Origin of the sequence: Mesorhizobium sp. M7A.F.Ca.US.002.01.1.1 (assembly GCF_004022955.1) — a bacterium.
Classification (GTDB): Bacteria; Pseudomonadota; Alphaproteobacteria; order Rhizobiales; family Rhizobiaceae; genus Mesorhizobium; species Mesorhizobium ciceri.
Map to the genome: position 1 here is coordinate 1 of NZ_RZQE01000162.1, position 11,552 is coordinate 11,552.

13 protein-coding genes are annotated in these 11,552 nt (G+C 63.0%); 3 read left to right on the forward strand and 10 right to left on the reverse strand.

The genetic code is table 11. From position 1 onward, the window contains the following. Positions 1-537 (reverse strand): PTS glucitol/sorbitol transporter subunit IIC (locus tag EN932_RS17245; RefSeq protein WP_128368939.1); only part of this gene is annotated, 537 nt, incomplete at its 3' end. An 88-nt stretch (positions 538-625) separates the two neighbouring features. After that, positions 626-1,063, reverse strand: coding sequence for a transcriptional regulator GutM (locus EN932_RS17250; RefSeq protein ID WP_013529327.1), 438 nt, complete (start codon positions 1,061-1,063; stop codon positions 626-628). 196 nt (positions 1,064-1,259) lie between these two features. Here EN932_RS17250 and EN932_RS17255 point away from each other — a divergent pair, with 196 nt between their 5' ends. After that, positions 1,260-1,901: a hypothetical protein gene (locus EN932_RS17255; RefSeq protein WP_127369600.1), complete on the forward strand. Its 642-nt coding sequence runs from the start codon at positions 1,260-1,262 to the stop codon at positions 1,899-1,901. 94 nt (positions 1,902-1,995) lie between these two features. Continuing rightward, positions 1,996-2,670, forward strand: coding sequence for an HAD family phosphatase (locus EN932_RS17260; protein WP_013529325.1), 675 nt, complete (start codon positions 1,996-1,998; stop codon positions 2,668-2,670). Here EN932_RS17260 and EN932_RS17265 read toward each other — a convergent pair. The 6 genes from EN932_RS17265 to EN932_RS17290 form a co-directional block, all read right to left on the reverse strand. Continuing rightward, positions 2,667-3,830: a DUF930 domain-containing protein gene (locus tag EN932_RS17265; RefSeq protein WP_127385392.1), complete on the reverse strand. Its 1,164-nt coding sequence runs from the start codon at positions 3,828-3,830 to the stop codon at positions 2,667-2,669. The two genes, EN932_RS17260 and EN932_RS17265, sit on opposite strands and share 4 nt — an antisense overlap. A gap of 108 nt (positions 3,831-3,938) precedes the next feature. Beyond that, the gene (locus EN932_RS17270; RefSeq protein WP_127368267.1) at positions 3,939-4,697 is read right to left on the reverse strand and encodes a 5'/3'-nucleotidase SurE; all 759 of its coding nucleotides are present in this window, start codon (positions 4,695-4,697) and stop codon (positions 3,939-3,941) included. After that, positions 4,694-5,860, reverse strand: a complete 1,167-nt coding sequence (locus EN932_RS17275) for an MBL fold metallo-hydrolase (protein ID WP_127368269.1) — start codon at positions 5,858-5,860, stop codon at positions 4,694-4,696. Before EN932_RS17275 ends, EN932_RS17270 begins: the two co-directional genes overlap by 4 nt. Next, complete coding sequence (locus EN932_RS17280) at positions 5,860-6,939, reverse strand: ABC transporter ATP-binding protein (RefSeq protein ID WP_127368266.1); 1,080 nt, start codon at positions 6,937-6,939, stop codon at positions 5,860-5,862. Before EN932_RS17280 ends, EN932_RS17275 begins: the two co-directional genes overlap by 1 nt. After that, complete coding sequence (locus tag EN932_RS17285; protein WP_127368265.1) at positions 6,927-8,630, reverse strand: iron ABC transporter permease; 1,704 nt, start codon at positions 8,628-8,630, stop codon at positions 6,927-6,929. The genes EN932_RS17280 and EN932_RS17285 overlap by 13 nt, the downstream gene beginning before the upstream one ends. Before the next feature lie 91 nt (positions 8,631-8,721). Then, a complete protein-coding gene (locus EN932_RS17290) occupies positions 8,722-9,708 on the reverse strand; it encodes an ABC transporter substrate-binding protein (protein ID WP_024503709.1) in 987 nt (328 codons plus the stop codon). Positions 9,709-9,966: 258 nt separating this feature from the next. On the opposite strand from EN932_RS17290, the gene EN932_RS17295 reads away from it, so the two are divergent. Continuing rightward, complete coding sequence (locus tag EN932_RS17295) at positions 9,967-10,938, forward strand: sugar-binding transcriptional regulator (protein ID WP_127368264.1); 972 nt, start codon at positions 9,967-9,969, stop codon at positions 10,936-10,938. On the opposite strand, the gene EN932_RS17300 is transcribed toward EN932_RS17295, so the two are convergent. Both EN932_RS17300 and EN932_RS17305 read right to left on the reverse strand, forming a co-directional pair. Then, positions 10,935-11,303: a hypothetical protein gene (locus EN932_RS17300; RefSeq protein ID WP_013529317.1), complete on the reverse strand. Its 369-nt coding sequence runs from the start codon at positions 11,301-11,303 to the stop codon at positions 10,935-10,937. The two genes, EN932_RS17295 and EN932_RS17300, sit on opposite strands and share 4 nt — an antisense overlap. A gap of 114 nt (positions 11,304-11,417) precedes the next feature. Continuing rightward, positions 11,418-11,552: 2-oxo acid dehydrogenase subunit E2 (locus EN932_RS17305; protein WP_206618942.1), on the reverse strand; the 135-nt coding region annotated here is incomplete at its 5' end.

The following is an 11,552-nucleotide window of genomic DNA, read 5'->3' on the forward strand; positions in this document are numbered from 1 at the left end:
CGGGTGCACATAGGACACGGCCGCGTCATAGAAGGCTGGCTTGTGCTTTTCTTCCAGGAACGATCCGAACGTATAGGCCATCGGATTGGTGAGGAAGAACACCGCCAGCAGCGGCAAAAGCGTGTAGCGCGTCAGCGCGATCCGACCGGCGCCGCGCGCCAGGCCATGCACGCGCTCTTCACCGACCAGTTCGGTGACGGCATAGAAGGCCGTCATCAGCACCACCAGCGTCGGAATGATGCCGGTGACGAAGCCGGCGAAGACCTCGCCACCCTTCTGGAAGATGCCGATGAAGTACTTGCCGATGGCGGTCAGCCAGCCGAGCTGCTCTTCCTGCTGGACGTCCTTCAGCTTTTCCTTGAACTGATCGACGGTGATCGGTCCGCTGTCCGCTTGTGCGAGGACAACGAGATGGTCGGAGGCATGCTCGACAGCGAGCTTGCCATGCAATGCGGCATCCGAAACCATAGCACCTGCGACATGCAGATTGTGCACGGCCATGTCGGCATGCTGCGCCAACAACGAAAATACAGACATTTCTCCTCCTTATGCCACCCGCCGGTTGATCCCAGTCGGTGCGCGGCGTCCTCTATCCCTTCGATTTAGAACCCGAAATCATCCGGCTCTAAGCCCTTGCTACGTTCAAACCGGACAGGCCCGGCTTCTTCCCCGGCTCCGACCGTGTTTTGTCGATCTGCTCGATCGCCCGTTTCACGGCCTCGGCCACACCGGGTTCCCCCTCCCCCATGATTGCAGGGTTGGACCGGAGTCGATCGAGGGGAACACCCTCGAATTCTTCATGTCTCTTGAACTTGGTGAAGACGGAACGGCCGCTCATCACCATCAGGCGGCGCACGACCAGATCGGGCGTCACCACGACGAGCGCGATGGTGCCCTTGGCCAACCGGCCGCGAAAATTGCCGGCTCCGACGAAGCCGTCCTTGTACTGGTCGGTGACGCCCCTGAAGACATCCGAATAATGCCGCATCTGCAGCCAGACGCCGAGCGACTGCAGCGCCCACACGATAACCAGCAGAAGCAGTCCCCACTGCCAAATCGCCATTCGGTTCTCCTCCCGAAGCCTCAGTTGAATCGCACCTTGGACCGGCGCGTGACAACAGCAAAGTGAGAACATTTGTTTCCGAGAATGTCAATATGTATGATATTGGCCTCTGAAGCGGTCATCCACAGGGCCGCTGACAGATTTCGGCGGCGGCGCCCTTGTGCTAGGCTGACCGGGAAACAGGATACGAGGAAACATGGACCTGCCCTTCCGGGACGAACTGGCCTTGATGCCCGATCTTCGCCATCGGCTGCGGCAGTTGCGCTGGTTCCGCGCCACCTTTCGCGGCAGCGCCAAGGTGGTCGCGGACACGTTCGGCGTGCGCTTCGAGATCGACGAGGCCAAGCTCACCAGGGCCTTTCTCGACTGGGTCGAGATCATGGAGGCGCAGAAGCGCTTCGCCGCGATCGACCGCGCCGACTTCATCGTCTTTGCCGCCGGCCTCGTGCTGCGTGAGCTGATAAAACAGGCGCCGGCCAGGGAAATCTCCGGCCTCACGCAGCTGATCGAGACGGAAACGAACGCCGGCACGCTGGAAATCGTCCGCTTCTGGCCGGAGGGTTTCCTCTACACCAACTACTGCGTCTCGGTGATTTCGGCGATCCACGAGCAGGAATTCGGCACGGCACCCGGCATCGACAAATGCGCCGACGATTTGCGCACCTGGTGGTCCTATCGCGAGAATGTGACCGAGATGCCGGCCTATGCGGTGGCTTTCCTCGACCGCTTTCTCGGCGCCGAACCGAACTGGATCACCCCGGATCGCGCGCAGTCCCGGCAAGCCATGCAACGGGCGCTCGGGTCTTCCCGTGCGAGCGATGCGTTGCGCCAGCTTTGAGCCCGCTCTTCGCGTCCCCAAAACCGCACGTGCTATTGAACATTTGACTTTTTGCCGATAGCGATGTGCGAAAATTGACTCGAGAGGGAAACGCGTGGCGCGACCAAGGCCTATTATTTTCGATTGCGACGGCGTTCTTGTCGACAGCGAGCCTCTGGCCGCCCGCGCCTATGAGCGCGTCTACGAAAAGCACGGCATGCCCGGCGTCAACACCAGCATCATCGCCCAATGCATCGGCATGAAGCAGTCCGATATCATCGCCAGGATCAAAGATTTGACCGGCCACCAGTTTCCGGCGGCGGCGGACGGCGACATCTGGGCCGAGACCAAGGTGCTGTTCTCGCAGGAATTGAAGCCGACACCGGGAATCACTGCCTTTCTGGAGGCGCTTGCAGGCGACCGCTGTGTCGCCTCGTCCTCCTCCGTCGAGCGCATAAACCACAGCCTTGCGGTGACCGGGCTGGCGCGTTTCTTCGGCGATGCGATCTACAGTTCCTCGATGGTCAAGAACGGCAAACCCGCGCCGGACATCTTCCTCTTCGCGGCGGACAAGATCGGCGCCAATCCCGTTGACTGCATCGTCATCGAGGACTCGCCCTTCGGCATCCAGGGCGCGATCGCCGCCGGCATGACGGCGATCGGCTACACCGGCGGCGGCCATACCTATGCCGAGCACGCCGCGCGACTGACGGCTGCCGGTGCCGATTTCGTCTGCGCCGACTGGCAAGAAGTTAGCCGGCAATTGGCTAGGTTTGGTGTGCCGGCCTAGTTTAGACGATACTTTGTGAATCCACGGCTGGCCCATTCGCCAGGCGGCACGAGTGAGCCCACACGGAAGTTGAAGGACAGGACCCTCGTCGCATCGGCGTCGACTTCGCATCGGAAATTTAGGTTGTACCAAGCGTTTCTGGTGCTGAAAGCGGCCTGCGGAGGATTGAGAACATTGCCTTTGTCCAGCGTAATGGTTGGCACCCATTTGACCGTATAGTCGGCACTTTGCAGTTCCCGGCTCAGAACATTGCCGCAAAGGGTGGCCACCCGCTGACCGCGCGGCACATTCTCCATGGAGCTTGTAGCGAACGCATTGCCGGTTGCCCCTTGCGAGTAAAGCTTTCTGACGCCCGGAAGGCCGGAATAGATTGGTGATCCTGCAACGTCGTTGTTGGTGGGATTTGACCTTCCAGCATTCCCGATCGGCGCTTTGAAAGCTCTTGCGGGTTTGAACGTCATTGTCTTGGCAGGTTTGGACTTTGCCTTTCCAGTCGAAGCTGGAGGCGCCGGCTTGTCACCGGTCTCAGCCGTCAATGGCTTTGGCGTCACGACGGCTTGCTTTTCGTCAGGTTGCGGTGCGAGTTCTTGTTTGTCCGGCTGCTGTTTGTCGGTTTCCTCGGTCGCCTGCTTTTCCCCGCCTTGCGCGGGCTTTTCGTCCGGCGCAACGGTGGCCGGCTTCTCGTCAGGCTTGCTGGGGTCTGCCTTCTGCTGTGGCGTTGCAGCCGGGGCGGGCTCCGTCGGCGCGGGTGTCGGCGCTACGGGCGGCTTTGCAGCCTCATCCTTGGCCGGCGACGGCGTGTTGGGTTTAGCGCTGCTTCCGTCGAGCGATTTCTCCGGCCCGGTATCTTTCTGGCCGTACTGGAAAACGCGCTTCAGAACCTGGTCGTCTGGCGGTTTCGGCGGCGGCGGCTTTTGTTCAGGCGGCTTTTCAGCCTTCTTTTCAGGTGTCGGTTCCGGCGGCTTTGGAGCAGGTTTCGGCTTGGGCTTCTCGGGCGGCGGCACGATCGCGACATTGACGGGCTGTTCTTGCTGAACCGGCTGCTGCTCGGGTCTCGGCAGGCCATAGATCAGAAACGCCGCGATGAGCGCATGCAGGATCAGCGATGCGGGCAAAGCCCACAGCAAATGCCGCCGCCGTTCTCCTGTTTCGCCCTTCATCCGCACCGATGTGGAATGAAATAGCGGCGGCTTCAAGCATAGGTAGTGGATTGGCTTGATTTAACCGCTGACAGGTTGGTGATCGGATGACGACGCGCAGACCTCAGGTCAGCCAGTTTGCCGCTGGCGCGGGATCCCGTCCAGAAACCGTTCGTCCAGCCGTGTCTCGCCAAGCCAGTTCAGCCGGTTGATGCTGATGAAGCCGGCATCGATCGCGTCGTTCTCGTCGCCCGGCTGGCTGTCGTGAGCCCGCCCGCGCGGCACGGTGATGACCGTGCGGTCGCCGTCGCTCTCCACGATCTCGGCCTTGCGGGCGATCTTGTCGCGGCCGATGCGCGGCTGGCGGATTTCGGCCGGCAGCGAGGTCGGCAGGTTGATGCTCAGCCAATGACCCTCAGCGGCCCAGTCGGCGCGCGATTGCCACAGGGACACGATCAGCGCGCCAAGCCATTGGTCGTCGCCATCGGTGAAATCAGGATTTTTCACGCGTGAGAAGCCAATGGCCGGAACGCCCCAGAACGTCGCCTCCCGCGCAATGCCGAGCGTGCCGGAATAGGCAAGGTCCTCGGCAACGTTGCGGCCATCGTTGACGCCCGACAGCACAAGGCCCGGTTTCTCGGAATTGGCGAACAACCAGGTCATGGCGCTTACCACGCAATCGGCCGGGGTGCCGGAACAGGCGTACCAGTTCGGTTTGACGCGCCGCATGGTCAACGGCCTGGCAATCGTCAATGACGAGCCGGCAGCGGTGCGCTTGCCGTCGGGCGCGACCACCCAGACATCGCCGCTCAACGCGCTGGCGGCCGCGACCAGACGGGCAAGCCCCGGCGCTTCGATACCGTCATCGTTGCAGATCAGAATTCTCATCGTTTTCTTGCCTCCGACACCACTATGCACTGGCCGGTGCGGCACTGCGTGCGCAGCGACGGGATGTGGGTTTGCAGATCGCCGAGAAGGTCCGGCGTGCAGGAGTGACCGAGTGCCGCGGGACGGCCGGCCTTCTCCCAGATATCGACATTGCCCGACAGCGTCGGATGGGTCGGCATGCGTACCCAGTCCGCCCGACCGGCCTTGTGCAACAGATCGCCCGGCGAACCTGACGGCAGATGCCCGGTAAGCAGCACCGGAAAACCGGAATGGTCGGCACGCGGCAAGAGGCGCGACGATGGGCCGGCTTCACCCATGCCGTCATCCGCCAGCAGCGGCATGGACGGCAGGGGATCGGCATCGGTCCAGTCGGCTGCGTCTTGCAGGCGGCGGCGCAGCAACGTTGAAACGCCCGGCAACAGGGCTGCCGTGGCGCCGATCTGCGCTTCCAGGGACGAGCGCATGCCGGCATGGATCGCGAACGGCCCTGGCAAGGCCGCGATCAGCTCCAGCGACCGACCCGAGAGCGGCGTCGGCAAAAGACACCCGCCCGAATGCCTCGCAACCCATTGCGAGATTTCGCGCGCACGCGCCGCCCCCGGCACCGGATCGGCGCCGTAGGAAGCATCGAGGACAAGCAGGTCGCAGTGCGGGATGGTGTCCATGACGAAGACATTGCTGTCCGGCACCACATCGGCGGAATAGGCGACGCGGCTCTCGCCATCGTCGACGGCAAACCACACGCCGCCCACGACATGTCCGGAGCGTCCCGTCCGGATCGTAAGATTGCCGCTGTTCAACGTGTCGCCGGGTTCGAACAATTCGATGCGATCTTCGGGAAAAGGAAACCGCCTGAAATCCTCGGGCTCAGCATAGCCGGCGAGCGTGGCAGGCGCCTCGTCTCGGGTCTCGGCGGTCATGAAGATCGGACCGGCATAACCGCGCGACAGCAGCCAGCTCAGCGCGCCGACATGATCCTCATGCGCATGCGAGACGAACAGCGCATCGATGTCGGCGACCGAGCCGTTCAGCGCCGGATAGTAGTCCGCCCGCGAGGCGCCGACCTTGATGCCGACGTCGAGCAGGATGCGGTCCTTGCCGCTGCTGACAGCAAGGCTGGTGCGGCCCTTTTCGCCAAAGCCGCCGAGCAGGTCGAGCATCATCACGATGCCGCCCCCGCCGCCGGGATCAGCCAGCCGGAGCGTATCCGCAGGCGTGCCTGGGCTCCGCTCTCCAGCGCGACCGGATCGGGCTGTTCGAAATGCAAGGTGAGGTCGGGATTGGTCGAAGGCGTGAATTCGATGCGCGCCGAGCCACCCTGGTAGATCACCCGCTTGACCAGACCATCGAAGCCGGGGCCATCCGGCGACACGTCGAGATCGGCCGACCGGCAGCAGACCTTTGCCCCGGTTCGCGGCCGCTCGCCTGGCCGGCAGCGGACAATCAGTTCAGCGCCGAGAACGCGGACCTTGCAGTGCCCTCTTTCTTCCGCGCTCAACACATCCGCAGGCAGCAAAATGCCCTGCGAAATGAAGGAAGCCACCATTTCATTTGCCGGCTCATGATAGAGTTCGCGTGGCGTCGCCAGCTGGGCAAGACGCCCGCCATCCATCACCGCGATCCGATCGGCCAGCGCCATCGCCTCGGCCTGGTCATGGGTGATGTAGACGATCGTCGTGCCGGTGCGCTTGTGGAAGGACGCGAACTCGTCCTCCATCGAAGCCCTCAGATGCACGTCGAGATTGGCCAGCGGCTCGTCGAACAGAACCAACGAGGGCGCGGCGACAAGGCAGCGCGCCAATGCCACGCGCTGGCGTTGGCCGCCGGACAGATTGGCCGGCCGACGCTCGCCCAGCCCTTGCAGATTGACCAGGGCGAGTGCGTCTTCAACCTTCCGGCGCGCGACGGCCTTGTCGAGCTTCGCCACCTTCAGCGAATAGCCGATGTTTTCGGCGACCGTCATGTGCGGCCACAGCGCGTAGTTCTGGAAGACGATGCCGACGCGCCGCTTTTCCGGCGCGACGCTGCCGCCCTTGCCCGACACGACCTCGCCGCCGATGCGGATCTCGCCTGACGTCACCTTCTCGAATCCGGCAACGAGCCGCAGCAGCGTGGTCTTGCCGCAGCCGGACGGCCCGAGCACTGCCAGGAACTCGCCGTCGCCGACATCGATCGATACGTCCTTGACGGCATCGAAATTGGCGAAGCTCTTGGTCACATTGTCCAGGCTCAATCGCGCCATGGCAGCACTCCGGTCGGAAGGTAGGGGGCAAGCAGATTGGTCACCAGCATCAACAGGAAAGTGACCGCCACAGTGATGACGGACATCGCCGCCGCATAGTTGGAATCGCCGCCCTGCTCGAAGGAAAACATCACGACACCGATCGTCTCCGACCCGGACGACCACAGCAGCGCCGAGACGGTGAGTTCGCTGAGCGCCGTCATGAAGATCAGTAGCCCGCCGGCGATCGCCGCCGGTGCCACCAGCGGAAAGATGATCGTGCGCATGCGCGTGAACAGCCCGGCGCCGGCCACTTGCGCCGCCTCCTCCAGCGCCCGGTCGATCTGGTGATAGCCGCTGATGGTCGGCCGCAATGCCAGCACCAGGAAGCGGGCGAGATAGGCGTAGAGGATGATCCAGACGGTGTTGTAGAGCTGGATGCCGGTCAGCGGGATCGGCCGCAGGAACATGAGCAGCGAGGCGATCGCCAGCACCACGCCGGGCAAGGCATAGGGCAGCTCCACCGACAGATTGAGCAGCCGCACCCAGCGCTGCTTGCCCCAGGCGATCAGATAGCCGATCGGCACGGCGACCAGGACCGCGAAGAAGGCCGCCGCGATCGACAGCCAGAAGCTGTTGAAGAAAGCCCTACTGGCGGCATCATGCTCGAACAGCACGAAGCGATAATTGTCGAGCGTCGCCGTCTTGGCGGTGAGCGCAATGCCGTAGCCCGGCACCAGCGATGTCAGAACCAGCCCGAACAGCGGCAGGACCAGCACCACGATGATCAGCAGCCACATGCCGGCCTGCACGGCGGGCCGCCAGCGGCCGAGCTCATAGGGCTCGGCCGGAAGCGACGTGGAGCTGATGCGATAGTCGCGGCGGCGGCTCATGATCTCCTGGGCAAGGATGCCCGCCATCGCGATAATGCCGATCAGCACCGACAGGAACGCGGTTTCGCCGAGCACGGCGGGGCCGCCGCCGGCCAGCTTCTGATAGATCAGCGTCGGCAGCACGAGATAGTTGGCGGGAATGCCGAGAAAGGCCGGAATGCCGAAATTGCCGACGCATGAGACGAAGGCAAGAGCAGCGGCCGCCATGATCGACGGCGTCATCAAGGGCAGCACGATGGTGACCAGCACGGTGAACCAGCCGGCGCCGCCCGCCCGCGCGGCTTCGACCAGCTCGCGCGGCAGCTTGCGCAGCCCGGCGCGCACCAACAGGAAAACCAGCGGGCCATACTGCACGCCGAGCAGCAGGATGATGCCCGATGTCGAATAGAGCGGGTTCCTGGTACCGAGCGGCGGTGCCGCCCCAAACAGCTTGAGGAACGGGCTTGCCGGGCCGAACAATTGCAGCCAGGCCAGCGCCGTCACCTGCGGCGCGATCATCAACGGCATGACATAGCAGAGCACTAGGGCACTGCGGCCACGGATATCGGTCAGAGTGACGAGGACGGCCACCAGCGTTCCAGACAGCACCGCAAGCAGGGTGCCGCCGATACCGACGACCAGTGTGTGCCAGGTGGCGATCCAGGTCGCCGGACTGGCGAGCCCCGCCTTTATCGCGACGGTCGACAGCGTGCCGCCGGGCGCCACGATCTCCTTGATCAGGCGCAGCATCGGCAGCAGGGAAAGCAGGACGATGACGATGGCTACCGCCGCCGTCAGGACCATTTCCTGGCCCCGGCTTTCCCTGATCCGTGTTGACATGATTGCGTTCCTGGGGTCGATCAGCCGATGCGATCGGGGTTTTGCCCGTCAGGGATACCGCTGGGACGGCACCCCTGACTGGATTGCCGGCTCAGCCGCCGAACAATTCCGAGAACTTCGCCTTGTCGGCGTCGGTTTTGGCGACGATTGCCTTGGTGTCGAACGGCATCACCTTGACCTTGACGCCTTCCGGCAGCCATTCGGGGCGGCCGACCGAGGCACGCGCCGGCAGATAGCCCATCGAAAGCGCAAGCTTCTGGCCGTCATCGGAAAGAATGAAGTCGACGAACTTCTTGGCGCCGTCGACATTCCTGGCGGTCTTCATGATGGCGACCGGTTCGGTCACTGCCGGCACACCTTCCGAGGGGAACACGAACTCGACCGGGGAACCCTTCTTCTTGGCGTTCATCGCCATGAAGTCGACCAGGATGCCATAGGGCTTTTCGCCCGATGCCACCGACTTCAGCACCGCACCATTGCCGCGCACGCTGACGGTGTTGTTGGTCTTCAGCTTCTGGAAGAAATCCCAGCCATAATTGGCGTCGCCGACGAAGCCTGAAAGCAGGTAGGCGGCGGCACCCGAATAGAGCGGGCTCGGCATGACCAGGCCATCGGCGTAGGCGGGCTTGGCAAGATCGGCCCAATGCTGCGGCTTCTCGGTCGCCGCCGTGTTGTAAACGATGCCGGTGGTGATCAGCTTGCTGCCGAAATAGGTCTTGTCGGCATCATAGGCATCCGCCTCGATGCCATCGAGCTTTGCCTCGGGATAGGGCAGTAGCCGGTCGTCCTTCTTCAACAGCTCCATCGAGACCGCATCGGCGATCAGAAGCACGTCGGGCTGCGGGCTGCCGGCGGCAAACTCGGCCGCCATCTTGGTCAGGATGTCGCTCGTTCCGGAGCGATAGATATTCACATCGATACCCGGCTGCGCCTTCTTGAAGGCATCCACGGTCTTGGCCGCGTCGGCTTCCGGCTGGGACGTGTAGAGCGTCAGTGTTTCGGCGTTTGCCACGCCGGCAAACAAAGTTGCTGCGAGCGCCAGCTGGCTGGCCAGCAGCTTGATGAAGTGCGTCTTCAATGAGACCTCCTGTCTTTCTGTGCATGACCGGTCCGGCTCTGGCCGGCTCCCCGTCTCTTCCTCCCTGCACGGCGCATATGACTGGTGGATGACACAGCGCGTGAAACCCACAAAATATGTTCATATGTACGATGTCAATTACAAATGAACAGAAATGTGCGACAATCGACACGCCGCAGATCCGGCATCAGTTGACATCCGGCCGGTATTTCCTTGATGAGCACCGGTCAGGCCACGGCTCATGAGGGACAGGAACCGATGACCACAGAAAAACCCAGACAGGCTCGCCTGCCGATGGTCTCGTCGGACCTTACCGTCAAGACGGCATGGCTCTACTATGTCGAAGGTTTCACCCAGGAACAGATTGCCGAAAAGCTCGATGTCTCCAGGGTGAAGGTCATGCGTACGCTGGCCTCCTGCACCGCCGAGGGCATTGTCGTCACCATGATCAACGCGCCGACCGCCGGGCAGGTGGCGCTCGAGCGGGGACTGGAAAAGCGCTGGGGTCTGAATGCCGCCGTCGTCATCCCGACGCCTTCGGCGCATGACCATCTGGAGAAAGCCATCGGCCATGCCGTCGCGGCCTATCTCGGCGAGCAGATGCAGGACGGCATGACGCTCGCCATCGGTGGCGGCGCGACCCTGCATGCCAGCCTCGGCTTCCTTGCCCGCCGGCAGTTGAAGCGTGCCTGTGTGGTGGCGCTCGTCGGCAGCCTGCCGCACTCGCAATGGATCAATCCGTCCATCGTTGCCGCCAAGGTAGCCGATGTCTTCGAGGTCGACAGCTACCAGATCACCGCGCCGGTCACGGTCGACAATCCCTCGCTGCGCGATCTCCTCTGGGCACAGCCGACCCTGCAGGATGTGCGCCAACGCGCGGCCGCCGCCGACATCGCGCTGCTCACCGTCGGCGACATGTCGCCCGACGCCACCATCTTCCGGCATGGCATCGTTCCGTCATCGCTGATCGCTCCGTTGAAAGCGAAGGGCGCGGTCGCCAACATGCTGTGCTATTTCGTCGATGCCAATGGCCGTTTGGTGGACCACGAGGTCAACGGGCGTGTCATGGCCATCGATCTCGATGTGGTCGGCCAGGTGCCGAATGTGGTTCTCGCCGCGGGCGGCAAGCGCAAGGTCGCGGCGATCCTCGCCGCACTGAAAGCCGTCGACACCAATGTGCTGATCACTGACAGCGATACCGCCACGGCGCTGCTTGCCAAGGGCGGTTAGATCAGCCCGCGCTCGCGCAAAAAATCCTCGACGCCGACATGGGTCATGGATTCGAATTCGGCGATCGCCTCGGCCACCCGCTTGCGCTGCGCCGCCAACAGTGTGAACACCTGCTTCATCTCGCCGGAAACACCAAAACGGCTCCACCGCTCGGCGATATGCGTGGGCAGACCGATGTCGGCGCAGAACGCGTCCAGACTGTCATAGCCGAGGCTGGCGACGAGCTGCCTGGTCTCCTCCGCCGACATGCGAGGCTCGAAGGCGTGGTCGTGCAGGCGCTGCGCCACCAGCTTGATGTCGGATGGCGACGCACCCATGACCTTGCCGAACAGGGTTTTGACGTCAGATGGGTCGAATGCAGGCATATTTGGCCTCCCTGGATCGCAATCCAGATAGAACATGGGTCAAGGGTCAGCGCCTGACAAGTCGTTTCTGTCGCAAGCCGGCGCATCAGTCGGCGCCGGCTTCTGCTTGGTGGATCAGACCAGCAGGCCCATCGGATTTTCAAGGAGGTTCTTGAAGGCGACCAGCAGTTCGGCACCCAGCGCACCGTCGACGGCGCGGTGGTCGGTCGACAGCGTCACCGACATCACGGTGGCTATTCTGATCTCGCC

Excerpts from the sequence above, each read along its gene's own strand:
- EN932_RS17280 (WP_127368266.1), bottom strand. The coding sequence starts at position 6,939 with ATGGCGCGATTGAGCCTGGACAATGTGACCAAGAGCTTCGCCAATTTC.
- EN932_RS17265 (WP_127385392.1), bottom strand. The coding sequence starts at position 3,830 with ATGAAGGGCGAAACAGGAGAACGGCGGCGGCATTTGCTGTGGGCTTTG.
- EN932_RS17300 (WP_013529317.1), bottom strand. The coding sequence starts at position 11,303 with ATGCCTGCATTCGACCCATCTGACGTCAAAACCCTGTTCGGCAAGGTC.
- EN932_RS17255 (WP_127369600.1), top strand. The coding sequence starts at position 1,260 with ATGGACCTGCCCTTCCGGGACGAACTGGCCTTGATGCCCGATCTTCGC.
- EN932_RS17250 (WP_013529327.1), bottom strand. The coding sequence starts at position 1,063 with ATGGCGATTTGGCAGTGGGGACTGCTTCTGCTGGTTATCGTGTGGGCG.
- EN932_RS17295 (WP_127368264.1), top strand. The coding sequence starts at position 9,967 with ATGACCACAGAAAAACCCAGACAGGCTCGCCTGCCGATGGTCTCGTCG.
- EN932_RS17270 (WP_127368267.1), bottom strand. The coding sequence starts at position 4,697 with ATGAGAATTCTGATCTGCAACGATGACGGTATCGAAGCGCCGGGGCTT.
- EN932_RS17275 (WP_127368269.1), bottom strand. The coding sequence starts at position 5,860 with ATGATGCTCGACCTGCTCGGCGGCTTTGGCGAAAAGGGCCGCACCAGC.
- EN932_RS17285 (WP_127368265.1), bottom strand. The coding sequence starts at position 8,630 with ATGTCAACACGGATCAGGGAAAGCCGGGGCCAGGAAATGGTCCTGACG.